25 protein-coding genes and 1 pseudogene are annotated in these 25,805 nt (G+C 74.2%); 14 read left to right on the forward strand and 12 right to left on the reverse strand.

The window, feature by feature from the left end; genetic code table 11:
* On the reverse strand, window positions 1–2,648 hold a 2,648-nt coding region (locus ACZDWJ_RS14940; RefSeq protein ID WP_463522040.1), incomplete at its 3' end, for a type II toxin-antitoxin system Rv0910 family toxin.
* 273 nt (window positions 2,649–2,921) lie between these two features.
* On the opposite strand from ACZDWJ_RS14940, the gene ACZDWJ_RS14945 reads away from it, so the two are divergent.
* A complete protein-coding gene (locus ACZDWJ_RS14945; protein WP_463522042.1) occupies window positions 2,922–3,602 on the forward strand; it encodes a TetR/AcrR family transcriptional regulator in 681 nt (226 codons plus the stop codon).
* On the opposite strand, the gene ACZDWJ_RS14950 is transcribed toward ACZDWJ_RS14945, so the two are convergent.
* Complete coding sequence (locus tag ACZDWJ_RS14950) at window positions 3,599–5,248, reverse strand: SpoIIE family protein phosphatase (protein WP_463522044.1); 1,650 nt, start codon at window positions 5,246–5,248, stop codon at window positions 3,599–3,601. The two genes, ACZDWJ_RS14945 and ACZDWJ_RS14950, sit on opposite strands and share 4 nt — an antisense overlap.
* A gap of 217 nt (window positions 5,249–5,465) precedes the next feature.
* Between ACZDWJ_RS14950 and corA the strand changes: the two genes are divergently transcribed.
* Together corA and ACZDWJ_RS14960 are read left to right on the forward strand one after the other, a co-directional pair.
* Window positions 5,466–6,593, forward strand: coding sequence for a magnesium/cobalt transporter CorA (corA, locus tag ACZDWJ_RS14955; protein WP_463522046.1), 1,128 nt, complete (start codon window positions 5,466–5,468; stop codon window positions 6,591–6,593).
* 135 nt (window positions 6,594–6,728) lie between these two features.
* The gene (locus tag ACZDWJ_RS14960; protein WP_463522048.1) at window positions 6,729–8,753 is read left to right on the forward strand and encodes a putative Ig domain-containing protein; all 2,025 of its coding nucleotides are present in this window, start codon (window positions 6,729–6,731) and stop codon (window positions 8,751–8,753) included.
* A 19-nt stretch (window positions 8,754–8,772) separates the two neighbouring features.
* Here the strand turns inward: ACZDWJ_RS14960 and ACZDWJ_RS14965 are convergent, their stop codons facing one another.
* On the reverse strand, window positions 8,773–9,204 hold the full coding sequence (locus ACZDWJ_RS14965) for a hypothetical protein (RefSeq protein ID WP_463522050.1): 432 nt from the start codon (window positions 9,202–9,204) through the stop codon (window positions 8,773–8,775).
* A gap of 102 nt (window positions 9,205–9,306) precedes the next feature.
* On the opposite strand from ACZDWJ_RS14965, the gene ACZDWJ_RS14970 reads away from it, so the two are divergent.
* A complete protein-coding gene (locus tag ACZDWJ_RS14970) occupies window positions 9,307–9,990 on the forward strand; it encodes a TetR/AcrR family transcriptional regulator (RefSeq protein ID WP_463522052.1) in 684 nt (227 codons plus the stop codon).
* Window positions 9,991–10,056: 66 nt separating this feature from the next.
* Here the strand turns inward: ACZDWJ_RS14970 and ACZDWJ_RS14975 are convergent, their stop codons facing one another.
* Window positions 10,057–10,236, reverse strand: a complete 180-nt coding sequence (locus ACZDWJ_RS14975) for a hypothetical protein (RefSeq protein ID WP_463522054.1) — start codon at window positions 10,234–10,236, stop codon at window positions 10,057–10,059.
* Window positions 10,237–10,362: 126 nt separating this feature from the next.
* Between ACZDWJ_RS14975 and ACZDWJ_RS14980 the strand changes: the two genes are divergently transcribed.
* Window positions 10,363–10,953: a flavin reductase family protein gene (locus tag ACZDWJ_RS14980; protein WP_463522056.1), complete on the forward strand. Its 591-nt coding sequence runs from the start codon at window positions 10,363–10,365 to the stop codon at window positions 10,951–10,953.
* A 36-nt stretch (window positions 10,954–10,989) separates the two neighbouring features.
* Here the strand turns inward: ACZDWJ_RS14980 and ACZDWJ_RS14985 are convergent, their stop codons facing one another.
* Complete coding sequence (locus tag ACZDWJ_RS14985; protein ID WP_463522058.1) at window positions 10,990–12,291, reverse strand: sulfate adenylyltransferase subunit 1; 1,302 nt, start codon at window positions 12,289–12,291, stop codon at window positions 10,990–10,992.
* Window positions 12,291–13,253 (reverse strand): sulfate adenylyltransferase subunit CysD, encoded by a 963-nt coding sequence (cysD, locus tag ACZDWJ_RS14990; protein WP_463522060.1) that lies wholly within the window; start codon window positions 13,251–13,253, stop codon window positions 12,291–12,293. The genes ACZDWJ_RS14985 and cysD overlap by 1 nt, the downstream gene beginning before the upstream one ends.
* Before the next feature lie 136 nt (window positions 13,254–13,389).
* Here cysD and ACZDWJ_RS14995 point away from each other — a divergent pair, with 136 nt between their 5' ends.
* Complete coding sequence (locus ACZDWJ_RS14995) at window positions 13,390–14,001, forward strand: TetR/AcrR family transcriptional regulator (protein WP_463522062.1); 612 nt, start codon at window positions 13,390–13,392, stop codon at window positions 13,999–14,001.
* Window positions 13,998–14,744, forward strand: coding sequence for an SDR family NAD(P)-dependent oxidoreductase (locus ACZDWJ_RS15000; protein WP_463522064.1), 747 nt, complete (start codon window positions 13,998–14,000; stop codon window positions 14,742–14,744). Before ACZDWJ_RS14995 ends, ACZDWJ_RS15000 begins: the two co-directional genes overlap by 4 nt.
* Before the next feature lie 19 nt (window positions 14,745–14,763).
* Here the strand turns inward: ACZDWJ_RS15000 and ACZDWJ_RS15005 are convergent, their stop codons facing one another.
* The 3 genes from ACZDWJ_RS15005 to ACZDWJ_RS15015 are packed head-to-tail and all read right to left on the reverse strand — an operon-like array spanning window position 14,764 to window position 17,733.
* Window positions 14,764–15,642, reverse strand: coding sequence for an alpha/beta hydrolase (locus ACZDWJ_RS15005; protein ID WP_463522066.1), 879 nt, complete (start codon window positions 15,640–15,642; stop codon window positions 14,764–14,766).
* A 13-nt stretch (window positions 15,643–15,655) separates the two neighbouring features.
* On the reverse strand, window positions 15,656–16,474 hold the full coding sequence (locus ACZDWJ_RS15010; protein WP_463522068.1) for a class F sortase: 819 nt from the start codon (window positions 16,472–16,474) through the stop codon (window positions 15,656–15,658).
* A gap of 11 nt (window positions 16,475–16,485) precedes the next feature.
* Window positions 16,486–17,733: a hypothetical protein gene (locus ACZDWJ_RS15015; RefSeq protein WP_463522070.1), complete on the reverse strand. Its 1,248-nt coding sequence runs from the start codon at window positions 17,731–17,733 to the stop codon at window positions 16,486–16,488.
* Between the two features lie 383 nt (window positions 17,734–18,116).
* Here ACZDWJ_RS15015 and chrA point away from each other — a divergent pair, with 383 nt between their 5' ends.
* On the forward strand, window positions 18,117–19,496 hold the full coding sequence (gene chrA / locus ACZDWJ_RS15020) for a chromate efflux transporter (protein ID WP_463522072.1): 1,380 nt from the start codon (window positions 18,117–18,119) through the stop codon (window positions 19,494–19,496).
* A 16-nt stretch (window positions 19,497–19,512) separates the two neighbouring features.
* Here the strand turns inward: chrA and trxA are convergent, their stop codons facing one another.
* Entirely contained in the window at window positions 19,513–19,899 is a 387-nt protein-coding gene (gene trxA / locus ACZDWJ_RS15025) for a thioredoxin (RefSeq protein ID WP_463522074.1), read from the reverse strand.
* Window positions 19,900–20,019: 120 nt separating this feature from the next.
* Here trxA and ACZDWJ_RS15030 point away from each other — a divergent pair, with 120 nt between their 5' ends.
* Window positions 20,020–22,188: an MMPL family transporter gene (locus ACZDWJ_RS15030; protein ID WP_463522076.1), complete on the forward strand. Its 2,169-nt coding sequence runs from the start codon at window positions 20,020–20,022 to the stop codon at window positions 22,186–22,188.
* Between the two features lie 24 nt (window positions 22,189–22,212).
* On the opposite strand, the gene ACZDWJ_RS15035 is transcribed toward ACZDWJ_RS15030, so the two are convergent.
* Both ACZDWJ_RS15035 and rpsR read right to left on the reverse strand, forming a co-directional pair.
* The gene (locus ACZDWJ_RS15035) at window positions 22,213–22,416 is read right to left on the reverse strand and encodes a hypothetical protein (protein WP_463522078.1); all 204 of its coding nucleotides are present in this window, start codon (window positions 22,414–22,416) and stop codon (window positions 22,213–22,215) included.
* A gap of 126 nt (window positions 22,417–22,542) precedes the next feature.
* Window positions 22,543–22,785, reverse strand: coding sequence for a 30S ribosomal protein S18 (rpsR, locus tag ACZDWJ_RS15040; protein ID WP_463522080.1), 243 nt, complete (start codon window positions 22,783–22,785; stop codon window positions 22,543–22,545).
* A 75-nt stretch (window positions 22,786–22,860) separates the two neighbouring features.
* Between rpsR and ACZDWJ_RS15045 the strand changes: the two genes are divergently transcribed.
* The 5 genes and pseudogenes from ACZDWJ_RS15045 to ACZDWJ_RS15065 all read left to right on the forward strand — a co-directional run.
* Window positions 22,861–23,139 carry an HU family DNA-binding protein gene (locus ACZDWJ_RS15045; RefSeq protein WP_463522082.1) on the forward strand — a complete coding sequence of 93 codons (279 nt, stop codon included), beginning with the start codon at window positions 22,861–22,863 and terminating at the stop codon, window positions 23,137–23,139.
* Between the two features lie 112 nt (window positions 23,140–23,251).
* Window positions 23,252–24,235 carry a permease gene (locus ACZDWJ_RS15050; protein ID WP_463522084.1) on the forward strand — a complete coding sequence of 328 codons (984 nt, stop codon included), beginning with the start codon at window positions 23,252–23,254 and terminating at the stop codon, window positions 24,233–24,235.
* Window positions 24,220–24,936, forward strand: coding sequence for a TIGR03943 family putative permease subunit (locus ACZDWJ_RS15055; protein WP_463522086.1), 717 nt, complete (start codon window positions 24,220–24,222; stop codon window positions 24,934–24,936). Before ACZDWJ_RS15050 ends, ACZDWJ_RS15055 begins: the two co-directional genes overlap by 16 nt.
* 54 nt (window positions 24,937–24,990) lie before the next feature.
* The gene (locus ACZDWJ_RS15060; protein ID WP_463522088.1) at window positions 24,991–25,272 is read left to right on the forward strand and encodes a DUF1490 family protein; all 282 of its coding nucleotides are present in this window, start codon (window positions 24,991–24,993) and stop codon (window positions 25,270–25,272) included.
* 44 nt (window positions 25,273–25,316) lie between these two features.
* A pseudogene (locus ACZDWJ_RS15065) lies at window positions 25,317–25,805 on the forward strand (hypothetical protein); the annotation flags it as partial.

Raw genomic sequence — 25,805 nt, forward strand, 5'->3', positions numbered from 1 at the left:
GCGGTGCGCCAGAGTCCGCCGGCCGCCGCGAGCAGGCCGCGCTTGGCCTCGGGGAGCCCGAAGATCGCGTCGTCGGCGGCGACCACGAGATCGGCGCACAGCGCCAGCTCGAACCCGCCGGCCAGCGCGGCGCCCTCGACGGCGGCGATCGTCGGCTTGGTCGGCGGCTCGGCGGTCAGACCGAGCGGGCCGCGACGATCCGTGACGGGCACCTCGCCGCGGTGGGCGCCGGCGAGGTCCATCCCCGCGCAGAACGTGCCACCCGCGCCGGTGAGCACGATCGCGCGCACCGAGGCGTCGGCCTCGGCGTCGTCGACGGCCCGCTCGAGCGCGAGGGCGGTGCGCCGGTCGACGGCGTTGCGGACGCTCGGCCGATCGAGGGTGATGACGAGGACCTCGCCGTGCGGGCCGTGACGCTCGGTGCGCACCGGCGCCGGCGGCGGCGCGGGGAGCTCGGCGCGAGCGTCGTCCTCGACGACGAGGCGCCCGTCGTCCACGCGCACGGTCGCGCGCAGCAGGTCGGTGCCGAGCGCGAGCGCGAGGTCGTCGGGGTGCTCGGAGCGCAGCAGCACCCGGACGCCGTCGGGGCGCAGCACGCTGAGCACGACGCCCTCGGCCTCGCCGTCGCGGCGGTAGGGGATCGTGAGCGCCTCGACGACGCCGCTGCCCTCGAGCTCGGTGAGCACCGGACGCGCGGCCGGGCGCTGCACGGCGGGCTTGAGGTGGGCGAAGGCGCGCTCGGGCGGGGTCGCGGAGTAGACGCCGAGGGCGTGCTTGGTGGCGTACCAGCCCAGCGACGTCGAGAGCCCGATCTCGTCGGGGCGCTCGCGCAGGAGCGGCACCATCGTCGCGACGGCGTGGGTGCCGTAGTCGTTGCCGGGACCGCCGGCGAAGGTCAGGCCGCCGGTGACGCTGAGGGGACGCGCGGGGTCGCCCCACGGCAGCCCGAGCGCCTTCGCCCCGAGCTGCACGGCGGCGGGGAAGCAGGAGTAGAGGTCGACCGGACCGAGGTCGTCGACGGTGAGCCCCGCGTGGCCGAGCGCGGCCTCGCCGAGGGCCGCGATGGCAGGCGAGGCGGCGAGGTCGGCGCGCTCGGAGACGAACCACTCGTCGGTGGCCGAGGCGCCCGCGTGCAGGAACACCCAGCGCTCCTGGGGCACGCCGGCCGCCTGCGCCGCGGCCACCGAGGTGACGATGACGCCGGCGGCGAGGTCGACGTTGAAGTTCGCGCACATCAGCTTCGTGTACGGGTCGCTCACACGTCGGTTGTCGGCGCCGGGGGTGCCGATCTCCTCGGCGGTGCGAGCGGCGCGGTCCCACGCGTGCGGGTTGGCGGCGGCCGCCTCGGAGAGCTGCGACCACAGCCGCGCGACGGCCGCGCCGTGCTCCTCGGCACTGGTGCCCTCGGCACCGCGCAGCGCCGACTCCAGCAGCGCGTAGACGAAGATCGGGGCTCCCAGGCCGACGGCGGTCTCGGCCTCGTTGTTGGCCGGACGGTCGACGCCGATGACGCGGTCGGGTGCGGCGTCGTCGGGCTGACGCGGCCACGGCGGGGTGCGGCCCTCGCGCTGCAGGGCCGCGACGGTGGCGCCCGCCTCGGCGCCGGAGACGAGCACGACGTGCGCCGCGCCGTCGACGACCTGCTGGGCGGCGTCGTTGATGGCCAGCTGGGCGCCGTCGCCGCCGTAGGGCGAGGTCTGCACGGTGCCGGCGTCGGCGGCCCCGACGAGCCCGGCGAGCGCGCCCGCCTGGTCGGCGTAGGTCCACGACGCGGCAGGGACGGCGTAGACGAGGTCGGCGCCGGCGAGCAGGTCGACGCGCGCGCCGGCGTCCTGCGCCGCGGCGCGCAGGGCACGCGCCGAGAGCTCGACCGGCTCGACGGGCGCGTCGAGGTCGATCTCGCGGTGCGCCACCTGGCCGACGCCGACGACCACCGGCGTGCGCGGGTCGAGCAGGCGTCCGGTGCGCTCGTGGAGCACCGGCTCGTCGGCGACCCGCAGCCGTCCGGCGGCGCCGTCCTCGAGCAGCTCGGCGAGCGCGGCCAGCGAGTCGGCGAGGGCGACCTCGACGCTGCGGACGGCGGTGAGGCCGACCGGCCCCTTCACCGGCGGACCGTCGAGGGCGCCGTCGAGGCGGACGGCCGATCCGCCGTCGGCCGCGGCGATGGTGCACCACAGGCCGACCGTGATGCCCATCGGACCGGTGCCGCGCAGGGCGAAGCCGGCGGGCCCGGCCGACTCCACCCGCCAGCGCGCCTGGGCGGGGATGTCCATGAGGCGGATCTGCTGGGTGAACTCGGCGTCGGCCTCGAGGCGCTCGGGGCGCTCGCCGCGCCAGCCGACGTGCATCCGCAGCCAGGCGTGGGTCTGCTCGAGGTCGGTGACGGTGGCGGCCACCGCGTCGGGTGCCGCGCGCACGAGCCGCTGCGCGCTGACCTGACGGGCGTACTCCTCGGGCCCCTGCGGCGCCGGCACGTCGACGTCGGCGCCCGGCGCGGCGTCGTCGCGTCCGAGGAGACCGCCGACGGCGTCCCCGACGGCGTCGCGCGCGGTGCGGGCGAGCACCGGCGCGAGCGTCTGGGCCGTGCGGACGGCCCGGGCCGCCCGAGCGGCGGCGGAGGGGCGGCGGGGGGTGGCGTGGGACGACATGGGGACCTCTCGAGCCAGACAGTCCGATCGGACTGTTTTGACCATGGTGCGGCCGAGTGCCGGGGTGGCGCAACCCGCGTCGGACGGCGTCCCAGGGGGTGGTCGTCGACGTCGAGCGATCCGGACCCCGGTCCGGTTCCTCCCGTGTGACGTGTCCGGCAGGTTCCGCCGTTCCCAGACCTGCCGGACACGCCGCGCGGTCCCCAATTACCCGGTCAGCCGGGTAATTGGGGACCACCCGCCCCAGCGACCCGGCCCGCTACGGTGAGCGACGTGTCAGCACCCCACCGCACCCAGCAGGAGCGGTCGACCCAGACGCGGGCGCGTCTGGTCGACGCGGCGTTCGCCTGCCTGCTCGAGGTCGGGTACGCCGGGACGACGGTGGGCGCGGTCCAGCAGCGGGCGGGGGTGGCGCGCGGCACCCTGCTGCACCACTTCCCGACGCGCAGCGCGCTGATGGTGGGCGTCGTGGAGGACATCGCGCAGCGGCGACTGGCGGTGCTCACCGAGCCGCCCGCCGGCGCGGACGGCGAGGAGACGGCGGACGACTGGGACGCGCTCGTCGACCGCGTCTGGAGCGACCTGCGCAGCCCGGCCTTCACCGCAGCCCTCGAGCTGTGGGTGGCCGCCCGCACCGACGCCGACCTGCGGGCGGCGCTGGTGCCGGTGCAGGAGCGGCTCTTCGGCACGGTGCACCGCAGCGTCACCGCGCTGGTGGGGGTCGACGATCCGCGCGTGCCGACGCTGGTGCAGTTCAGCATCGACCTGCTCACCGGCTCGCGGCTGGCCGGCATCCTCGAGGAGCGCCCCGGCACGCCGGCGATCGTCGAGCGGTGGCGTCAAGCGCTGCGCGTGCTCGCCGCGCGCCCCGCCGACGGGCACGAGCACGGGCACGGGCACGGGGACGAGCACCGGCAGGAGGGCGGAGGCGCCGCGCGAGCGGACGGCCTCTAGAGGTCGCGCACCCGCACGGCGACCAGCGCGATGTCGTCGTCGCTGTGGCCCGCGACCTCGGCGAGGAGGTCGTCGAGGACGAGCTCGAGATCGGCGAGGCCGTCGAGCCGCGCCCGCATCTCCAGCCAGCCGACCAGCCAGTCGACGCCGTCGTCGATGACGTGCTCGCGGCGCTCCACGAGCCCGTCGGTGTAGAGCACGACGACGCCGCCGGGCGCGAGCGTGAGGTCCTGGGAGGAGCGGCGCAGCCCTGGGGCGGCGCCCAGCAGCGGCTCGGGCCGGCCGTCGAGGCAGCGGGCCCGGCCGTCGGGCTCGACGAGGATCGGCGGAGGGTGCCCGGCGTTGGCCCAGGTCAGGCAGCGGCCGCCGTCGAGGTCGGCGACGCGGGCGAGCACGGCGGTGGCGACGGCGGGCACCTCGAGCGTCGCGAGGGTGCGGTCGAGCCGCTCGAGCACCAGCGACGGGGGTCCGTCGGTGGTGCAGGCGATGCCGCGCAGCATGTTGCGCAGCTGCGCCATGCCGGCGGCGGCACGGGAGTCGTGACCGGCGACGTCGCCCACCGCGACGACGAGGTCGCCGTCGGCGAGACGGAAGGAGTCGTGCCAGTCGCCGCCGACCTGGGCGAGGTCCTCGGCCGGCTGGTAGCGCACGGCGAGGTCGAGGCCGGGCACGGCGCGCACGGGGGTGGTGAGGAGGCTGCGCTGGAGGGTCGCGGAGATCGCGCGCTCGGCCTCGGCGGTGCGCCGCTCGCGGGAGATCGCCTCGACGCGGTCCAGCGCGCTGCCGATGGTGGCGGCGACCAGGCGCAGGAAGCCCTCGTGCTCCTCGTCGAGCACGAGCATCGGACCGGGTGCGATGACGAGGTCGGGACGGTCGACGGCCTCGTCGTGGACGGCGTCGACCTCGAGCTCGGCGCCGGGGGTGAGCGCCAGCCACACCACCGAGCCGTCGACGCGCTCGTCGACGAGGAGCTCGCGCTGGCCCAGCGGCGTCGAGGGCGCCATCGGCAGGCGGGGGTCGACGAGGCTCGGATCGGCGGCCGGCCGCACGTCGACGCCGGCGATGTCCTCCGGGCAGCCGCGCAGCAGGGTGAGCGCCTCGACGACGACCTCCTGCGGCTCGCGAGCGTCGGCGAGGGCGTCGCCGAGGCGGCCGAGCAGCGTGAGGCGCCGCTGGGTGAGCACGGCCGCCGTGGTCTCGACGACGACGTCCATGATCCCCTCGACCCTGCCCTGGGGATTGGTCACCGGGGAGTAGGCGAAGGTGAAGTGGCACTCCTCGAGGAAGCCGCGGCGCACCAGCGGCACGGGCTCGTCGTGCAGCAGCACGGCCCGCTCGTGGTCGGTGACCTCGCGGATCAGCGGCACCAGCTGGTCGTAGACCTCGGGGAAGATCTCCTGCACGGTGCGGCCGAGGGCGCGCGGGTGCTTGTCGCCGATGATCTCGACGTACTCCTCGTTGTAGAGGAGCACCTCGTCAGGACCCCAGATCAAGGTGATCGGGAAGCCGATGCGCAGCATCATCGAGACGGTCGTGCGCAGCGTGGTCGACCACGTGGCGGGAGGGCCGAGAGGCGTGGCCGCCCAGTCGACCGCCTCGTAGTCGGCCGCGAGCTGGCCCGCCGGCCGGAAGAGGGGGTCGGACACCACTGCACCGTAGTGGTCGGTGCACCCCCGTGCACCGGAACGCGGCACACCGCGCCGATGCGCCACCCGGTCGGGGGAGGGACGGGCCTCCCCGTGCTCACCGAGCCGTCACCCGCCGTCCATCTCGCGGGCTCGGCGCGCGGACCGCCGAGGACTACCCTGGCCCGGGCCCCTCGTCCTCGCGACGGGGCTCGCCACCGGGACGAGAGGGGGAGCCATGTCCGACCGCGCCTTCCGCATCCGCACCCTCGCCGGGAGGGTCCGACGAGCCTCCGAGCCGGCGACGCCGGCGAGCGCTCCCGAGCCGATCCAGCCGGCCGCCCGCGCCAGCCTCGTCGACAGCGCGGTCTACCTCGACGGCGACCGCATCGACTCCCCCGACACCCTCGCGCGCACCTACGCCGCCCTGCACGACGCGCCCGGCTCGGTGGGCTGGATCGGCCTCTACCGGCCCGACCACCACGAGCTGGCCAGCCTGGCGGCGGAGTTCGACCTCCACGAGCTCGCGGTCGAGGACGCCATCACCGCCCACCAGCGGCCCAAGCTGGAGCGCTACGACGACACCCTGTTCGTCGTGCTGCGCGCGGCCCGCTACCTCGACGACGTCGAGGAGGTGGAGTTCGGCGAGGTCCACCTCTTCGTCGGACCCGACTTCGTGATCACCGTGCGCCACAGCGAGGCGCCCGACCTCTCCGCGGTCCGCCGGCGCCTGGAGAGCAACCCGGACCTGCTGCGGCTGGGCCCGGAGGCGATCCTCTACGCGATCCTCGACCGCGTCGTCGACGGCTACGCGCCGGTCGTGGCCGGCCTCGAGAACGACATCGACGAGATCGAGACCGAGGTCTTCGAGGGCGACCCGCGCGTCTCGCGCCGCATCTACGAGCTCAGCCGCGAGGTCATCGACTTCCAGCGGGCCACCCGGCCGCTGGCCGCCGTCGTCGCGGCGCTGACGGCCGGCTTCGAGAAGTACGGCACCGACGAGGAGCTGCAGCGCTACCTGCGCGACGTCGAGGACCACCTCACCGTCGTCATCGAGCAGGTCGACGGCTTCCGGCAGCTCCTGCGCGACATGCTCACCGTGAACGCCACCCTCGTCGCCCAGCAGCAGAACGAGGAGATGAAGGCGCTCTCCGAGGCCAGCATCGACCAGAACGAGGAGGTCAAGAGGATCTCCGCGTGGGCGGCCATCCTCTTCGCGCCCACGCTCATCGGCACCGTCTACGGCATGAACTTCGACTCCATGCCCGAGCTGCACTGGCACTACGGCTATCCGTTCGCGCTGGCGATGATGCTGCTGGTGAGCCTGGTGCTCTACCTCGTCTTCCGCCGCCGCGGCTGGATCTGATCCCGGACCAGCCGGGATCACCTCGGGAGTTCTCCTCCAGTCCGACGCATGCCTGCCGATCGGGCAGGCGTCGGATCCCGCTCACCCCCCCTTCGAGCGGAGCCGGCGCCCCCCGCTCCCTCGAAAGGCACCCCCGTGCGTCGAATCCTGCTGTCCTCCTGCACCCTGGTGGCCCTCGTGGCCTCCACGGCCCTGGCCACCACGGCCGGGGCCGACTCCACCACGCCCAGCACCCTGGCGCCGTCGACGGCCACCGCGTCGTGTCCCGACGCCCGCCTCGCGCCGCGTCCGGCCGCCGAGGTGCTGCGCACGACGCCGCGCCTGTTCGCCAAGGCCGCGACCCGCTCGGGCGCCGGCGAGGCGCGCCTGCGGACGCTCGCGCAGGACCACAGCCTGATGCTCGACGGCTGCGCCCGCCCGCTCTACGCCGAGAAGCGCCTGAGCAAGGGCGCGCAGCTGCGGATCGCGCGCCGCAACGCCGCCGCGGTGCCCTCGAGCCACCGCACCGCCACCGCCCGCCGCGACCTCGACTCCACCTTCCAGCTGGAGTCGCGCCCGGGCTCGGACCGCACGCTCTACCTCGACTTCACCGGCATGTCGGTCACCGGCACGGCCTGGAACTCCTCCTACGCCGGCGGCGGGGCCATCAACGTCCCGATCTTCTCCACCGACGGCTCGAGCTCCTACTCCGCCGAGGACCTCACCACGATCCAGCGGGTCTGGCAGATCGTCTCGGAGGACTACGCGCCCTTCGACGTCAACGTGACGACGCGGTGGAAGGGCACCGACGCGATGGCGCGCACGTCGGCCTCCGACACCACCTTCGGCGCGCGGGTCATCTTCGCCGGCGGCAACAACCCGATCTACCGCTCCTGCGGCTGCGGCGGCCTGGCCTACGTCGGCGTCTTCAACACCTCCGGCGACGACCACGACCGCTACCAGCCGGCCTGGGTCTTCACCCAGGGCGTCGGCACCGACGCCAAGACGATGGGCGAGGCCGCCGCCCACGAGGCGGGCCACCTCTTCGGCCTCTTCCACGACGGCACGCCGACCCGCTCCTACTCCGTGGGCGCGACGCCGTGGGCGCCGATCATGGGCGCCAGCTACTACCAGCCGATCACCCAGTGGTCGAAGGGCGAGTACCTCGGCGCCAACATGAAGCAGGACGACCTCGCCGTCATCGCCGCGGGCGGCGCTCCGCTGCGCCGCGACGACGTCGGCGACGACGCCGACGGCGCCCGGGTGCTGTGGCCCCTCGACCCGATCGACGGCGTCATCTCCACCCGCTCCGACGTCGACGCCTTCAAGTTCACCGCCAGCGGCACCACCACCGTCTCGGTGGCGGTGGCCGCGTACGCGAACCTCGACGTGCGGCTGCGCATCGCCACGGTCGGCGGCGACACCGTCGCCACGGCCAACCCGTCCTCGCGCCGCACCAGCGACACGACCGCCGACGGCCTGAGCGCCGCGGCGACCTTCACCGCCGCCGCGGGCGGCGCCACCTACGTGGCCTACGTCGACGGCGTCGGCCACGGCAACCCGCTCTCGCCGGGCGGCTACAGCGACTACGCGTCGCTGGGCAACTACGAGATCGGCCTGACCACCAACGCCCCGCGGGTCAAGCCGCTGAGCCTGACGACGGGCACGCCGGCCCAGGCCCGCACCGATGCCCCGTACAGCTCGCGGCCGGTGACGGTGCGCGGCGGTCGGGCGCCCTATCGCTACCAGGTCTCGGCGCTGCCGCGCGGCCTGCGGATGTCCTCCTCCACCGGGCGCATCACCGGGACGCCGCAGACCTCCGGCACCCGCCGGGTCACCGTCACGGTCACCGATCGCGCCGGCTCACGGGCCCGCACCTCGATCGCCCTGACGGTCGCCGCGACGCACGTGCCGCTGGCCTTCGCGACGCCCACGACCCTGCCCTCGCTGACCGTGGGCCAGGCCGGCACGGCGACCGTGCGGGCCGCCGGCGGCACGGCGCCCTACACCTTCCGGTTCGTCGGCACGGCGCCGCGGGGCGTGACGCTGCGCAGCGACGGCGCGACCGCGACGCTGTCGGGCACGCCGCGCTCGGCTGGGCAGGTCTCGGTGAGCCTGGAGGTCACCGACGCGACCGGCGCCAGCGTGCGGCGGACCTTCGTCATCCCGCTGGTGCGCTGAGGGGCGCGCGGCCGCCGGCTCAGAGCCCCGCGGCCGCGCAGCCTCCGGACCCGCCGGAGCGGCGCACCGCCATGGGCGCGGTGTCGTAGGTGGCGTAGGAGCCGTCGGAGGCCTGCACGCAGAGGGTGAACTCCACCGTCGCGGGGTCGTAGCGGTAGCCGGCCACCTCGTTGCCCGCGGACGGCGCGAGGTCCGCGGCCTCGAGCGCGCGCTGCGCGCCCGCGAGGTCGGTGGGGTAGTCGGTGCCGCGCAGCGCCGACTCCAGGGCCGGCGCGAGCCGGCTGACGTCGTCGACCGCCGACTGCTGGGCGGCCGGCCGTCCCGACTCGGACCCGCCGGACCCCTCGGATCCGCCATCGGATCCGCAGGCGGCCAGCGGGAGCACGGCGGCGAGGGCCAGGACGACGGCGGCCGCGGGGCGCGGGCGTCCCGCGCGGTGGAGGAGGGTCACGGAAGCGGTTCGGAGCCGCGGCCGCCCCGGGTGGGAGAGGTCACGGATCGATCCGACGTCGCCGGCTTGGGACCGGGTACGGGGATCGGGACAATGGTGTAGATGAGCACGAGTCAGGCCCTGTCGGCGAGCGAGGAGCCACGCATCCGCGACGGCGTCTTCTTCGCGCAGCCGCCGGAGCTGCCGCATGGGCCCCACGGGCTCGAGCGCGACGAGGTGCTGCGCGCCCAGCAGGAGCGGGCGATGATCGCGGTCACCGAGCTGCTCGCCACCCGCGGCTACCGCGAGATCGGCATCCGCGAGATCGCCCGCGCGGCGCGTCTCTCGACGACGGCCTTCTACCGCTGCTTCCCCGACAAGGACGCCTGCCTCGAGGCCGCCTACCAGCGCTACCTCGACCGGCTGCGCGCCCGGCTCCTGCACGAGATCCGCGACGACCAGCGGGGCTGGGCCGGCCGCGCCGCGGCGATCATCGAGTGCTACCTCGGCCTGGTGTCCTCCGACCCCGTCGCCGCGCGGGCGTTCCTGGTCGAGATGGACGCCGCGGGTCCGCAGGTGCGACGCCGCCGCCGCGAGGTGGTCGACGCCGTGGCCACCGCGCTGAAGGAGCGGCGCGACGAGCGCTGGCCCGAGATGGCCGACGTGCCCGTCGAGGTCTACGTCGCGGTGATCCACATGGTGCGCCAGATCGCCACCGACGGAGTCGACCACGGGGTCGACGCCGCCGAGCTGCGTGAGCGCGGACGACGTCTGACCCCGTGGATCGAGCGGACCCTCACGCCCTGACCCGGAGACCTGACCCGGAGACCTGTGGCGGAGGACCCGAGCCTCCCCCGCCCACGAGCGGCGGCGTCAGTCGACCAGCCAGCGCATCAGCAGGGCGAGCGCCGCGGCCACGCCGGCCGCTGCGACGAGCAGCGCGACGCCGGAGGGCGGCACGTGCGCGAGGGAGGAGCGGGGGCCGGCGAGGGGCGGCCGGGGACTCGGAGGCTGGTCGAGAGGCGGGGCGAGAGACGGGTGGAGGGAGGTCACGGCTCCCACTCCAGCCGGACGCCCAGCCTCGCACCAGGGTCGCTGACGGATCCCTGACGCGATCCTGACGCCTGCGCCCACCCGCCCGACGTCGGCGCGGCCGCGGTGGCGACCTAGCCTGGCGGCGTGAGCACCCGACGCGTCGTCCCCGCCTCCCCCGAGCGCAGCCTCTACCCGCTGATGACCGCGGTCGTGGTGCCCCGGCCTATCGCATGGATCTCCACCGTCGACGCCGACGGCGTCGGCAACCTGGCGCCGCACTCGTTCTTCACCGTGGCGTGCGCCAACCCGGCGATCGTGCAGTTCACCTCCGTCGGGGAGAAGGACACGCTGCGCAACGTCCTGGCCACCGGCGAGTTCGTCGTCAGCACCGTCGGACGCGCTCACATGGAGGCCGCCAACCAGACCTCCGCGCCCTACGCCCCCGACGTCGACGAGGCGAGCGCGGCGGGGGTGCGGATGGAGGCCAGCGAGACCGTGCGTCCGATGCGGGTGGCCGACTCCCCGGTGTCGCTGGAGTGCCGCCTGCACTCCCACCACGCGCTGGGCGACTCCACGATCGTGCTCGGCACGGTCACCGCGATCACGATCGACGAGGCGGCGCTCGACGGCGACCACCCGACGATGGCCGCGATCGCGCCGGTCTCGCGGCTGGGCCGCAACGAGTGGGGCCTGCCGCCGGAGGTCGTCACGCTCGACCGCCCGACCCGCGCCTGAGCGCGGACCGGGCGGGGCGAGGGTCGGGAGTCCGGCTCAGCCGGCGTGGTTGATCATGCCGGCGCCCACCGTGACGCCGGTGGCCTCGTCGACGAGGATGAACGAGCCGGTCGTCCGGTTGCGGCTGTAGGGGTCGCACAGCAGCGGCGCGGTGGTGCGCAGCTGCACCCGCCCGATCTCGTTGAGGCCCAGCTCGCCGGCCTCGGAGTCGCGGTGCAGGCTGTTGACGTCGAGCCGGTACTGGATGTCCTTGACCAGCGCCCGCGCGGTGCGGGTGGTGTGCTTGATGGCCAGCTTCTGCCGCGGCTTGAGCGGCGTGGTGGTCATCCAGCAGACCATGGCGTCGATGTCCTGGCTGGGCGCCGGCGCGTTGCGCACGCGAGCGATCATGTCGCCGCGGGAGACGTCGACGTCGTCCTCGAGGCGCACCGTCACCGACATGGGCGGGAACGCCTCGGCGACCTCGGCGTCGAAGAGGTCGATGCCGGCGATGCGCGAGGTCATGCCCGAGGGCAGCACGATCACCTCGTCGCCCGGCTTGAGGACGCCGCCGGCGACCTGGCCGGCGTAGCCGCGGTAGTCGCGGTGCTCCTCCGACTGCGGCCGGACGACGTACTGCACGGGGAACCGGACGTCGACGAGGTCGCGGTCGGAGGCCACGTGCACGTGCTCGAGGTGGTGCATGAGCGTCGGCCCGGAGTACCAGGGCGTGTGCTCGGAGCGCTCGACGACGTTGTCGCCCTTGAGCGCGGAGATCGGGATGACCTGCAGGTCGGGGATGTTGAGCTTGGTCGCGAACTGCGCGAACTCCTGGTGGATGCGCTCGTAGACGGCCTCGTCGAAGTCGACGAGGTCCATCTTGTTGATGCACAGCACCAGGTGGGGGACGCGCAGCAGCGAGAGCAGCACCGCGTGGCGGCGCGACTGCTCGGTGAGGCCGTGGCGGGCGTCGACGAGCACCAGGCCGAGGTCGGCGGTGGAGGCGCCGGTGACCATGTTGCGCGTGTACTGCACGTGGCCCGGGGTGTCGGCGATGATGAACTTGCGCCGCGGGGTCGCGAAGTAGCGGTAGGCCACGTCGATGGTGATGCCCTGCTCGCGCTCGGAGCGCAGGCCGTCGGTGAGCAGCGAGAGGTCGACGTAGTCGTGGCCCTTGGCCTCGCTGGTGCGCTCGACGGCCTCGAGCTGGTCGGCGAAGATCGACTTGCTGTCGTAGAGCAGCCGGCCGATGAGGGTGGACTTGCCGTCGTCGACGGAGCCGGCGGTGGCGAAGCGCAGGAGGTCCATCTGGTGCTCGGGACCGGTGGCCGGAGCGTCGGGGGCGGTGGTCTCGGCCATCAGAAGTAGCCCTCCTTCTTGCGGTCCTCCATGGCGGCCTCGGAGAACCGGTCGTCACCGCGCGTGGCGCCGCGCTCGGTGACCCGGGCGACGGCGACCTCCTCGATGATCTCGTCGATGGTGGACGCCCCGGACTCCAGGCATCCGGTGAGCGTGAGGTCGCCGACGGTGCGGAAGCGGACGGTGCGCTCGGCGACCGTCTCCCCCGACCGCAGCGGGTTGTGCTCGGACTCGCTGAGCAGCATGCCGTCACGCTCGAAGACGCGACGCTGGTGGGAGAAGTAGATCGAGGGGATCTCGATGCCCTCGCGCCGGATGTAGTCCCAGATGTCGAGCTCGGTCCAGTTGCTGATCGGGAAGATCCGCATGTGCTCGCCCTCGTGGAGCCGGCCGTTGTAGAGGCTCCACAGCTCGGGACGCTGGTTCTTGGGGTCCCACTGGCCGAACTCGTCGCGGTGGGAGTAGACGCGCTCCTTGGCGCGGGCCTTCTCCTCGTCGCGGCGGCCGCCACCGAAGGCGGCGGTGAAGCCGTTCTCCTCGATGGCGTGGAGCAGGGTGCCGATCTGCAGGCGGTTGCGGGAGGTCTTGCCGTCGTCGACGACGACCCCGTCGGCGATGGCCTCCTCGACGCTGGCGACGATCAGCCGCACGCCGAGCCGGTCGACCCAGGAGTCGCGGCAGGCGAGGACCTCGGGGAAGTCGTAGCCGGTGTCGACCTGGAGCACCGGGAAGGGGATGCGCGCGGGGTAGAAGGCCTTCTCGGCCAGCCGCATCATGACGATGGAGTCCTTGCCGCCGGAGAACATCAGCACCGGCTTCTCGAACTCCGCGGCCACCTCGCGGAAGATGTGGATCGACTCCGCCTCCAGCTGATCGAGCTGGCTCAGCCGGTAATCGGCATGGGTCACGGGCGTGCTCCTCGACGGATCGGGTCCCGCTGCGCGACCTCCCGCGACCAGCATGCGGGCAGGCCGTCTCACGGACGGGCTGTCGCAGGGAACCTTAGGGGGCGCTCCCGCATTCCAGCAAGACGGTCCACATGACAGACGTCAGGGCAAGTGTCGCCTTTCGGCGCGTTCTCCCCTAGAGTGCGGCGACGTGAGCGCACCCGTCCCGGAGTCACCCGACTCCACCCGCGACCGCCTGCTCGAGGGCGCCCTGGCCTGCATGCGCCGCACCGGCTCGACGCGCCTCTCGCTGGCGGAGGTCGCGCGGGCCTCCGGCATCGCCCGCCAGACGATCTACGCCCACTTCGCCGACCGCGAGCAGCTGCTGGCCGCCACCATCCAGCACGCGGCACTGCGCCTCACCGACCGCATCGCCCGCGAGACCGCCGCCATCGAGTCCACCGCCGATGCCCTCGTCGAGATCGTCGTCGCCTTCCACGAGGAGGCCCGGCACGACGTCGCCATCGCCCAGGTGATCGCGATGACCCTCAGCCCCGCCACCGCCGAGCAGGGCACGATCTCGGCCGACGCCCTGCGCCTGACCCGCGGCTTCCTGCGCGGCCGCCTGACCGGCGGCACGGGCGGCGAGGGCGACGTCCCGCTCGACGAGGACCTCCTCGACGAGCGGGCCGAGATCGTCGTGCGGATCCTGCTCTCGGTGCTCGGCTACCGCTCGGCGCGCACCGAGACCCCCGAGCGCCTGCGCGAGTTCCTGCACCGCGCGCTCGTCCCCGCCCTCGACCTCCCCCCGGAGCCCTCATGACCCCCACCGCCGGCACCACCTCCCCCCGCTTCGCCGGACGTCGCGTCCTGGTCACCGGCGCCGCCGGCGGCCTCGGCGGCACGCTCGTCGAGCTGTTCCGCGCCGAGGGGGCCGAGGTCGTCGGCACCGACGTCGTCGTGCCGCCCGAGCGGGAGGACCTGCTGCCCCTCGACCTCGCCGACGCCGACGCGCTCCCCCGCGTCGCGGCGAGCGCGATCGAGCGCCTCGGCGGGCTCGACGTGCTCTGCAACGTCGCCGGCCTGCAGCGCTTCGCCACGCTCGCCGAGCTCGACGCCGCCACGCTGCGCGCGCACCTCGACGTCAACGCCGTCGCACCGATCCTGATGGTGCAGGCGTGCGCCGAGGCCCTCGCCGAGAGCGGCGGCAACGTCGTCACGATCGCCTCGATCTCCGCGCTGATGGGCCAGCCGTACAACGCCGCCTACTGCGCCAGCAAGGCCGCCGCGCTCCTGGGCATGCGGGCGCTGGCCGTCGAGCTCGCCGGGCGCGGCGTCCGCGTCAACTGCGTCTCCCCCGGGGGCATCGAGACGCCGATGATCCATGCCGCAGCTGCCGGCCTGCCGCAGGACGCCGACTGGAGCCTGATCGCCAAGAGCCAGAGCGTCATCCCCGGCTTCATGCCGCCGGCCGACGTCGCCGAGGCCGTGCTCTTCCTGGCCTCCGACGCCGCCCGCTCCATCACCGCGGCCAACCTGGTGGTCGACCGCGGCGTGATCTGGTGAGCCGCCGAGCGCGCAGGACTCAGCCGGCGGCGATCTCGCGCAGGAACGCGATCTGCTCCTCGACGTAGACCTCGAAGGCCGGCGGCACGTACGGCGCGAAGTGACCGCCGGGGTGACGCCGCACGCGGACGTCGCGCCCGCGGCCCGCGAGCGCGAGCGCCGGCCCCGGCGGCGTGGTGGCGTCGTCCTCGGCCACCTGCACGAGCACCGGCACGTCGATGCGCCGCACGGCCCGACCCGGCGAGTAGCGCCCGATCCGCAGCGCGAACCGGGCGGCGACACGGTCGTCGACCTCGGCGCCCTCGGGCACCAGCCCGGCGTACTCGGAGGCCTCCGGCGCGGTCATGAAGGCGACGTCGCCCGGACGACCGGCGGCCGGCACGTAGTGCGGCGAGCGCCCCAGCAGACTGCGCCCGACGTCGCGCAGCGCGTGCGCGCCGAGCCGAGCGGTCTGCGCCGGGGAGTTCAGGGCCACCGAGGCCGGGCCGCTGACGTGCGGCACCTGGGAGATCACCGCGTCGGCGCGCAGCCGGGAGGCGAGGGCGAGCACGTGGCCGCCGGAGAGCGAGGAGCCCCAGAGCACGAGCCGCTGCGCGGCGAGCTCGGGACGGCTGCGGGTCCAGGCGACCGCCGAGGTCCAGTCCTCGTGCTGACGACCGATGTCGAGCAGCTGCCGCGGGACGCCGGCCGAGGCGCCGAAGTGGCGGTAGTCGAAGACGACGACGTCGGCTCCGGCCGCGGCGAACCGCTCGACGTAGGCGTCGAGCCGCATCTCCTTGACCCCGGCCAGGCCGTGGGCCATGACGACGCTGAGGCCCAGCGACGGCTGGTGCGCGCGATGGAGCCATCCCGCGCACCAGTCGTCGCCGGAGCGGAAGCGCACGTCCTCCCGGGTCACCTCGATCGCTCGCTCAGCGGGCGGCCGCGGAGGTGGTGGAGGTGGTCTTCGCCTTCGCCCGGATGGGATCGGCGAACAGGACGATGTTGGAGAGGTACTCCTCGCCGTCCCAGTCGTCGCAGGTGACCAGCACGAGCCGGCCCTGGCCGTACTTCTGGCCGAAGAGCGACTTCGACCGCTTGGCGATCTCCTCCTTGGAGATCACCTCGACGGCCGTCGTGCGGTAGGCCCAGGTGCCACGGGTCGACTTCACCCGCACGACCGAGCCCTTGCGGACCGTGCCCAGCTTGTTCATGATGCCGCCGCCGGTGTGGATGGTGTGCCCGGTGATGAGCATCTGCCCCTGGGTGGCGCCGGCGCGAGCGCTGTAGTTCCACCAGCCGACCATCGGGCTGTCGGGCGGCGTGAGCACCCCGCCCTTGGTGGCGATGGGCACGACCTTCGCCTCGAGGCCGATCGAGGGCACGAGGAGCTCCATGGGCTTGTGGCCCGGCCGGTCGGGGACCGGCGCCGGGACGACCTTCTCCTTGGCCGCCGGCTTCTTCTCCTCCCCACCCTGGAGGAGATCGGTGGTGAGGGCGAGGGTCGCGATGACGACGACGATGGCCACCAGGCCGCCGATGAGGGCGGGCAGCGCCTTGCGCAGGCGCGAGCGCTCGACGACGTCGTCGCTGCCGCCGAGGTCGTAGAAGGCGTCGTCGTCGTGGCTCACGGACGCGGCGTCCGCGGCGTGGTCGTCGGGCGTGGGTCCCGAGACGGCCGACGGCCCGGCGGAGCCGTCCCCGGAGGGAGGCTGCGCCGAGCCGTCGGGCGTGGTGTTGCTGTCGGTCACGGGCTACCGGGTCACTTGCGACCGGCGAGCCGACGCTGGGTCGCGATGCCCGCAGCGCCACCGAGGGTGAGCGCCATCAGACCGGTGAGACCAGCACCCCACGGAGCCGAGGAGCCCTGCGAGCCCGCGTCGATGACCGTCGGCGGGTTGGGGTCCGGGTTGGGGTTCGGGTTGGGGTTCGGGTTCGGGCCGGGGTTGTCGCCGGTGACCCGAGCGTTCGGACCGCAGTTGACGGTGGCGATCTTGCCCTCGATCAGCGGGGCGCCGATGAACTGCTTGGCGGCCGGGAGGACCGAGGCGTGCAGCGCGCTGACCGTGATCTGGCCCTTGGCCGAGGAGGACTGCTCGTTGAGCGTGATGTCGAGGACGTTGTCCTCCAGCGGCGCGAGCAGGTCGGCGATCGGGGCGATGACCGCGTTGACGATCTGGGTCTTGATCGCGTTGGTGAGCAGGTTCAGCGGGTCGAGGACGCCGTTGAGGGACTGGGTCAGGTCGGCGGAGAGACCGTCGAGGACCGCGTTGACGACCTGGTCGAGGTCGGTGACGACCTTGGTGTTCGGGGCCGGGTTGACCGGCAGGGTGACCAGGTTGATCGTCTGGCCGGCGGCGCTGGCGGTGATCTTGGCGTTGGCGATGTTCGCCGAGCCGGTGGCCGTGCCGGGGGCCGCGTTGCAGAAGGACTGGATCGCGCCGGCGTCGAGCGCCAGGTTGAGGGTGCCGAGCGGCGAGTTCTGCAGCGCCTGGGTGATCGGCGAGAGGATCGCGCCGAGCAGCTGCTGGACGACCGGGTTCACGGCCGCGAGCTGGCCGAGGGCCGAGTTCGGGTTGACCGTCACGACGTCCGCGAGGTTGAGGTTGACGAAGTTCAGCGCGACGTTGTCGCCACCGGTGAGGCAGCCGGAGTCGCCGACCTCGGCGATCGAGGCGCCGTCGCCCGCCACGCCGGAGCAGGCGGCGGAGATGCCGTCCTTGTCCTTGACGGTGGCCTTGGCGTCCTGAGCCAGGACGCCGATGCCGGCGAGGGCCTGGTTCTTGAGGACGCTGATGGGCGGGTTGGCCGCACCGGTCTTCTCCTCGCCCTTGCCGAGGTTCTTGGCCGCGACCGTGCCGGTGTCGAAGCCCGACCCGGCGATCGCGAGCTGGAGGGCGGTGGCAGAGGCCTGCGAGACCACGGTGGCCGAGTAACCCGGGCCGGCCGCCGTCATCACGAGGGCCGCGGCTCCACCGAGCGCCGCGATCCGCATCCCCGTCTTCTTCATCTGCTTTCCTCTCATCGTGGCGGTGACACCGGTCGGGTCACGACGCCCTTATGCCCCGCACCACGGAGACGATGCCTGTTCCGAGGCACCGATGTCGAGGGGGGAACGTGCTGGCGCAAGCGCCGGCGACACCGTACTCGGGCGACCGAGAGGGGTAACCGGCGTTCTCGCGATCCGAACGATAGCGGCATGTGACCCGTTCGACGTAGTCATCCCCCATCCCCCTACCCGCATGAGCATCGTGATCCACGCCACTCGCGCGGCGCGTCACGACGACACGCCACGCCTGGATCCGGGCCGTTCACGGGCATTTCATCCGCGTCCCACTGGTCCGTACCAGCACCGCGCCCCGCAGCCCGGGGAGGTCGGGGAGACTCTCGACCGTGACCGCCTCCCCCCGTGAGCGACGCCCCGACGTCGTGCCCCTGCGCGAGTCGACGCGGGCCTGGGTCGCGATCTCGCTGCAGACCTTCGGCGGCCCGGCGGGCCAGATCGCGGTGATGCAGCGCGAGCTGGTGGAGGAGCGCGGCTGGATCGGCCAGCGCCGGTTCCTCCACGCCCTCTCCTTCTGCACGCTGCTGCCCGGCCCCGAGGCGCAGCAGCTGGCCGTCTACACCGGCTGGCTGCTCAACGGCGTCCGCGGCGGGCTGATCGCCGGGACGCTGTTCGTGCTGCCCGGTCTCGCCGCGATGCTCGCCCTCGCCGCGCTCTACGTCTCCTCCGGCGACACGCTCGTCGTCAGCGGCCTCCTGGCGGGGCTGGCGCCGGCCGTGGTGGCGGTCGTCGCCCAGGCGCTCGTCCGCATCGGCCGCCGCACGCTCGACGGCGTCGCGCCGCTCGCGCTCGCGGCCGCGGCGTTCGCCGCGCTCACCGTCACTCGCGTGCCCTACCCGGTGGTGATCGCCGTGGCCGCCGCGGTCGGATGGGCGCTCGGACGCGCCGGGGCCGCTCCGGCCGACCGTCCGGCGGACGCCGACGGCCGCGCGGACGGCTCCGCGCCCCTCATCGCGGACGACGACGCGGAGCTGGCCCGGCCGGGTCGCGGCCATGCCGCGCGCGTGCTGGCGGTCGGCCTGGTGGCCTGGGCGGTGCCGATGACGGCGGTCGTCGGGCTCACGGGACGCTCGGGCGTGCTTGCCGAGCAGGGGCTGTTCTTCTCCGGCACCGCCCTCATCACCTTCGGCGGGGCCTACGCCGTGCTCGCCCTCGTGGCCCAGCGGGCCGTGGAGGTCTACGGGTGGCTCGGACCGGGCGAGATGGTGCGCGGTCTCGGCCTGGCGGAGTCGACCCCCGGCCCGCTGATCATGGTCGTGACGTTCGTGGCCTTCGTCGGCGCCTACCGTCAGCCGGGCTCGCTGGACCCGTGGGTGGCCGCGCTGCTCGGCGCCCTCCTGACGACGTGGGTCACCTTCGTGCCGAGCTTCGTGCTGGTCTTCCTCGGGGCCCCGGTCGTCGAGCGGCTGCGGGCGCACCGCGGCCTGGCCGCCGCGCTGGCCGGGGTGAGCGCGGCGGTGGTCGGCGTCATCGCCCACCTGGCGCTGTTCTTCGCCTCGCACACCCTGGTGGGCGAGGTTCGCACGCACGGCTCCGGCTGGTGGAGCGTGGACCTCCCCGACCTGACCACCCTGCGCCCGTGGCCGGTGGCCTTCGCGGTCGTCGCCGGCGTGCTGCTGCTCGGGCGCGGCTGGCCGGTGCTGCGGGTGCTGGGCGTGGCCGCCGCCCTCGGCGCGGCGCTGGCGCTGCTTGGCACCGGCCCCACCTGAGCCCGGCGCGTCCGGCTCAGGCCTGCTCGGGGGACCCCTCGTCCCCGCGCTGCTGCTCGGCGAGGGCGGCGTCGACGTCGAGCTCGCGCAGCGCGGTGACGACCTGCTCGAGCGCGGCCGGCGGGAGCGCGCCGGGCTGGGCGAAGACGAGATGTCCCTTCTTGAAGGCCATCAGCGTCGGGATCGAGGTGATCTGGGCGAGGGCGGCCAGCTGCTGCTCGGCCTCGGTGTCGACCTTGCCGAACACGAGGTCCGCGTGCTGCTCGGCGGCCTTCTCGAAGATCGGCGCGAAGAAGCGGCACGGGCCGCACCAGGCGGCCCAGAAGTCGACGAGCACGATCTCGTTCTCGGTGACCGTCTGCTCGAAGTTCTCGGCGGTCAGGGTCTGGGTGCTGGCGGACATGGCTCTCCTCGTCGGGTGCGTCGAACTGGACGTTAACCCCCTGGGGGGTTAATGTCCTAACCCCTGGGGGGGTTGTTGTGTTCCCTGCCCCCAGCCAAGCACGCCGGAGGAGAGCAGCCCATGACCGCCATCGACGCCTCGCGAGACCTCGCCGACGCGCCCGACCCCCTCGACCCGTCCCGCCACGGCCTCCTCGGCCGCCTCGGCCTGTGGGTGGCCGACCACGGCCGCGCCGTCGCGATCGTCTGGGCCCTCCTCGTCGTCGGCCTCGGCGTCCTCGCTCCGCGCGTCGAGGCCGAGCTCTCCGGCGCCGGCTGGCAGGCGAACGGCTCGGAGTCCGTCGCGGCACGCGAGCTCGCCGTCGAGCACTTCGGCGGCACGTCCGGGTCGGCCATCCAGGTCGTCGTGCACGACTCCGCAGGCGAGGTCACCCGCGGCGACGGCGCGCGCGTGCTCGCCCGCGCCGAGGCGATCCTGCGCCGCGACGACCGCATCGCCGAGGTCGTCGCGCCCCAGCCCGGCCTGACGATCAGCCGCGACGGCTCGACCGCGATCATCGTCGCCGGGGCAGGTGCCGACACCAACGAGATGGTCCGAGCCGCCACCGACCTCAAGGGCGAGCTCGAGGGCCTCTCCACCGGCACCGTCACGGTCGACCCGACCGGCGCCTCCATGCTCTGGTCGGACTTCAACGAGGCCAATCTGAAGGCGATGCTGACCTCGGAGATGATCTCCTGGCCGGTGACCCTGGCGATCCTCGTGCTCGCCTTCGGCGCCCTGGTCGCCGCCGGGCTGCCGCTGCTGCTGACGCTCGCCGGCCTCGTCGCCTCCGCGGGCTCCCTCGTGCTGATCAACCAGGTCGTGCCCGTCTCCATCTGGGCGATGAACTTCGCCATGATGTTCGCCCTCGCCCTCGGCATCGACTACGCGCTCTTCCTCGTCGTCCGCTTCCGTGCGGCGCGCATGGGCGCCGGCGCCTCCGTGCGGCGCGCCGTGGCCGAGACCATGGACACCGCAGGCAAGGCGGTGCTGCTCTCCGGGCTGACCGTGCTGGTGTCGCTGTCGGCGGTGATGCTCGTGCCGAGCCCCGCCTTCCGCTCGATGGCCGGCGGCATCATGCTCGCGGTCACCTTCGTGCTGGCCGCCACCCTGACGCTGCTCCCGCTCGCGCTGCTCAGGCTCGACCGTCGCATCGACCGCCTGGCGCTGCCGTGGGTGAAGGCCGGCCAGCACCGGTCGCCGCGCTTCGAGGCGTGGGGCGAGCTGCTCTGGCGGCGTCCGATCGTGTTCGGCGCCGTCGCCCTGGTGGCGCTCCTGGCCCTGGCCGCCCCCGTCCTCGGCCTGCGCACCGCAATGCCGTCGATCAAGGTGCTGCCCGAGGACGCCTCGGCCCGCGTGGGCTACGACCTGGTCCAGCAGGGCTTCGGCGCCGGCGCCCCGGGCACGCTGCAGATCGTCACCTCCGCGGGCGACGCACGCGCCACCGCCGCGGTGCTGGGCGAGGACCCGGGCATCGCGGCCGTCACCCCGCCGATGCCCGCGGTCGACGGCGCCCCGCTGGTGCTCCTCCAGGCGGTGCCCACCGTCGACCCCTCCGATCCCGGGCTGGCCGCCACCGTCGACCGCCTGCGCTCCGACCTCCCGCCCTCGGCCCGGGTCGGCGGCGCGGCCGTCGAGAACCTCGACCTGAAGACCCAGCTGGACTCCTCCGCCCCGCTGGTGATCGGCGTCGTGCTCGGCCTCGGCTTCCTGCTCCTGCTCCTCGCGCTGCAGGCGCCGCTGATCTCGCTGCTCGGCACCCTGGTCAGCCTGCTCTCGACGGCCGCGGCGTTCGGCGTCGCCCGCCTGGTCTTCCAGGACGGCTGGGGCAGCGGCCTGCTGGGCTTCGAGCACCAGGGCTTCCTGGACGCGTGGGCGCCGGTGTTCTTCTTCGCGATGATCTTCGCCATCGCCATGGACTACACGGTCTTCCTGCTGGCCTCGGCCAAGGAGCACTACGAGCGCTCCGGCGACCCCCGCGAGGCGATGGTCGGCGCGGTCGCGCACTCGGGCCGGGTGATCTTCGCCGCCGGCGCCGTGATGGTGGCGGTGTTCTTCACCTTCTCCCTCTCCGGGCCGCTGCCGCCCAAGGAGATGGGCGTGGTGCTCGGCACGGCCGTGCTCCTGGACGCCTTCCTCGTCCGGCTGGTGCTGCTGCCGGTGCTGCTGCGCCTGACCGGTCGTGCCGCCTGGGCGGTGCCGGGCTGGCTGCGGCGGGTGCTGCCCGAGATCCACTTCTCGCATGGCTGACGCCGCAGCGGCGGCCGGGGAGGATCAGGGACGCACGCTGGGGGCGGGCGTCGGCACGGGACCCTGCCGACGCTCGGGGTGCTCCTCGCTCAGCGCGATCCCGACCACGACGAGCGCACCGAGCAGGGCGAGCAGCGGGATCACCCACACGATGCGGGGGATCCGCGGCCGCATCCGCGCGGCGCGCAGGGCCTCGGCGACGGGATCGCGGGGTCGAGTGGGTCGCACGTCCACCGACGGTAGCGCGGAGCCGGGGCGGCGTCGAGGCCGTCGGCCACCGTGCGCATGGAGGACGGGCACGATGCCGCCCCGGAGTCGATGGGGACCGGGGACGGCGGCTCGGGGGCGAGGCGGTCAGCGCTTGCGGCTGGTGTACGGCAGGAGCGCCATCTCGCGGGCGGTCTTCACCGCGCGGGTGACCTCGCGCTGCTGCTTCGGGGTCAGGCCGGTGAGGCGGCGCGGGCGGATCTTGCCGCGGTCGGAGATGAAGCCGCGCAGCAGGTCGACGTCGCGGCAGCTCACCGTCTCGCGCCCGGCGGCGCGCAGCCGGTTGCGGCGGGGTCGGGAGGAGGGGCGGCGGTCGCGCTGGCTCGGCATGACGCCACCATATCTGATAATGATTCCCATGTGCACATCGCATCCGGCGGTGGCACCCGACCCAGGAGTCCTCCAGTGAACCGCACCCAGCTCATCGACGACGTCGCCCTCCGCACCGGCCTCTCCGCCGGCGACGCCGGCCAGGCCGTCACCGCCGTCCTCGAGGCGATCTCGGCCGCCGTCGCCGGAGGGGAGAAGGTGACGCTGCCCGGCTTCGGCGTCTTCGAGCCCCGGCACCGTCCCGCCCGCGCCGGCCGCAACCCGCGCACCGGAGAGCCGCTCGAGGTGCCGGCCGCGACGATCCCGGCGTTCAAGCCCGGCGCCGAGCTCAAGCGTCGCGTCGCGGGCGTCTGACCCGACACGACGCGCACGACCTGGGGAGGACCGCCCCGGGGACGCCGGCGGCGCCCTATGCTCTCCCGTGATCGGGAACGATTCCCGTTCCTCCGCACGCCTCGGGAGTCCCATGTCCGCCGTCGACACCCCCGCGCCTCCCCAGCGTCGCGCCGTGGGCCAGCCCGAGCTCGTCGCGCTCGGGGTGCTGGCCGTCCTGCTCGGCCAGCGGTGGATCACCCCGCTGCTGGACTCCGAGCGCGTCAGCACCTGGTGCACGATCTTCGTCGCGGTCGTCATCCAGTCCACGCCGTTCCTCGTCGGCGGCGTGCTGCTCTCCGCGCTGATCTCCACCGTGCTCTCCGAGCGCCTGCTGGCCCGGATCGTGCCCCGCCACCCCGCGGCGGCCGTGCCGGTGGCCGGGCTCGCCGGCGTCGGCCTGCCCGGCTGCGAGTGCGCGGCCGTGCCGGTCGCGGGCGGGCTGATCCGCCGAGGCGTCGCCCCCGCCGTCGCGCTGACCTTCCTGCTCGCCGCGCCCGCGATCAACCCGGCCGTGCTCGCCTCCACCTTCGTCGCCTTCCCCGGGCGGCCGGAGATGGTCGTGGCCCGCTTCACCGCCTCCCTGGCCACCGCCGTGCTCGTGGGCTGGTGGTGCCTGTGGCGCGGGTCGCGGCTGCCGCTGCGGCTGCCCGGCGGGGCCGACGCCCACGGCGGCTCCGGGCTGGCGGGCTTCGTCGCCGCCGTGCGACACGACTTCCTCCACGCGGCCGGCTTCCTCGTGCTCGGCGCGATGCTCGCCGCCGGGGTCAACACCTTCGTGCCGACCTCGGTGGTCGACTCCGTCGCCGGCCAGGCCGTGCTCGGCGTGCTCACCCTCGCCGTCTTCGCCTTCATCGTCGCGCTGTGCTCGGAGTCCGACGCGTTCGTCGCCGCCAGCCTCACGGCCTTCTCCCCCACCGCCCAGCTCGCCTTCCTCGTCGTCGGCCCGGCCATGGACCTCAAGCTGGCCGCGATGGAGGCGGGCTGGTTCGGCCGCGACTTCGCGATCCGCTTCGTCCCGATGGTGGTCGTCACCGCCGTGGGCTGCGCCAGCCTCGTCGGGTGGTGGCTCCTGTGACCACCCGCACCCAGGGCCTCGTCCTGGCCTTCCTCGGCGCGCTGCTGCTGCGGCTGGCGATCTCCGGCGAGTACCTCCGCTTCGTCACGCCCTGGATGCGCTGGCCCCTGGTCGCCACCGGCGCCGCCCTCCTGCTGCTGGCCCTCAAGCCGGCGCTCAGGATCGACGAGCGGGCCGACGTCCCCGAGGACGGGCACGGGGAGCATGGGGAGCACCGCGTCCCCCGCAGCACCTGGCTGCTCCTCCTGCCGGGCCTGGTCGTCTTCACCGTCAGCCCGCCCGCCCTGGGCGCCTACCTCGCCGAGCGCCGCGCCGCCGACACCGTTCCCCCGCCCTCGAGCCTGGCGTTCGCGCCGCTGGACGATCGCTCCCCGGTCGACCTCGAGATCGAGGAGATGCTCTGGCGCGCCCTCACCGACGACGGCGCCACCTTGAAGGACCACGGGCTGCGCCTCACCGGCTTCGTCAGCGGCGACGGCGCCGGCGACTGGTACGTCACCCGGCTGTCCATCTCCTGCTGCGCCGCCGACGCCCGCGTCGTGCGCGTGCAGGTCGAGGGGGCCGACGCGCCACCGCGCAACACCTGGGTCCGCGTCACCGGCACCTGGGAGGCCGGAACGGGCACCACACCCACGTCCGTCGCGGTCCTCCGCGCCGAATCGGTGACCCGGATCCCGGCCCCGAAGGACACCTATGAATGATCCGCACCGGGCCCCGTGCCCGCCTCCCCACTCCCACCACACCAGGAGCCACCCATGATCGGATCCCTCCTCGCCCGCGCCGGCGCCACCGTCACCACCGGCCTGGTCGGCGCCGTCGCCTACGACGGCGTCCGCAAGGCCGTGAGCGGCGGAGCCGCCCGCGAGGGCGCGGTCACCGCGCTCACCTGGGGCCTGCGCGGCAAGCGCCGGGCCGAGGTCCGGGCCGAGCAGGTCCGCCTGGTCACCGGCGACCTCGTCGCCGAGGCCCGGGCGCGCGTCGGCGAGCAGGCCCCGCCTCCCGGCGCCGCCGGGCACGCCCACGACCACGAGCACTGAGCACCGAGCGAGCACCGAGTGAGCACCGAGGGCGGACTGATCCCGTGAGCGCTGTCGCCACCCTGCCCGGAGGCGTCGCGGTCGCGGCGGCCAGCGAGGCCGCCGGGCGCGTCCGCTACGCCGTTCCGCGCCTGCGCGATCGGCCCGGACTGGCGGCCCTCGTCGAGGACGCCGTCGAGCAGGTGCCGGGCGTGCGCGCGGTCCACGCCTTCCCGCGCACCGGCTCGGTGGTGGTGTGGTTCCGGCCCGACGGCTGCGACCACGCCGCGGTGGCCGCCGCCATCGACGGCGCCGCCGGCACGCCCGCCTCGGCCGTGCCGGCCCGGCTGCCCCGCTCGGCGGAGGTCGACAACGCCGACCTCGCCCGGATGGCCGTCGGCGGCCTGACGCTCCTGCTGCTCGGCGGACGGCGCTACGTGCTGCGCCGCCCGCCGGTGCTCGGCCCCTCGGCGCGCACCGTGGCCACCGGCGTCACCATCTTCACCGGCTACCCCTTCCTGCGCGGCGCGCTGCGCGGGCTGGCGGGTCGCCGG

The organism is Nocardioides sp. B129/18 (assembly GCF_055282735.1).

Coding starts and splice junctions, on each gene's coding strand:
- ACZDWJ_RS15030 (WP_463522076.1), top strand. CDS start 20,020: ATGACCGCCATCGACGCCTCGCGAGACCTCGCCGACGCGCCCGACCCC.
- rpsR (WP_463522080.1), bottom strand. CDS start 22,785: ATGCCGAGCCAGCGCGACCGCCGCCCCTCCTCCCGACCCCGCCGCAAC.
- ACZDWJ_RS15050 (WP_463522084.1), top strand. CDS start 23,252: ATGTCCGCCGTCGACACCCCCGCGCCTCCCCAGCGTCGCGCCGTGGGC.
- ACZDWJ_RS14985 (WP_463522058.1), bottom strand. CDS start 12,291: ATGGCCGAGACCACCGCCCCCGACGCTCCGGCCACCGGTCCCGAGCAC.
- cysD (WP_463522060.1), bottom strand. CDS start 13,253: ATGCTGGTCGCGGGAGGTCGCGCAGCGGGACCCGATCCGTCGAGGAGC.
- corA (WP_463522046.1), top strand. CDS start 5,466: ATGTCCGACCGCGCCTTCCGCATCCGCACCCTCGCCGGGAGGGTCCGA.
- ACZDWJ_RS14970 (WP_463522052.1), top strand. CDS start 9,307: ATGAGCACGAGTCAGGCCCTGTCGGCGAGCGAGGAGCCACGCATCCGC.
- ACZDWJ_RS15015 (WP_463522070.1), bottom strand. CDS start 17,733: ATGAAGAAGACGGGGATGCGGATCGCGGCGCTCGGTGGAGCCGCGGCC.
- ACZDWJ_RS15000 (WP_463522064.1), top strand. CDS start 13,998: ATGACCCCCACCGCCGGCACCACCTCCCCCCGCTTCGCCGGACGTCGC.
- trxA (WP_463522074.1), bottom strand. CDS start 19,899: ATGTCCGCCAGCACCCAGACCCTGACCGCCGAGAACTTCGAGCAGACG.
- ACZDWJ_RS15060 (WP_463522088.1), top strand. CDS start 24,991: ATGATCGGATCCCTCCTCGCCCGCGCCGGCGCCACCGTCACCACCGGC.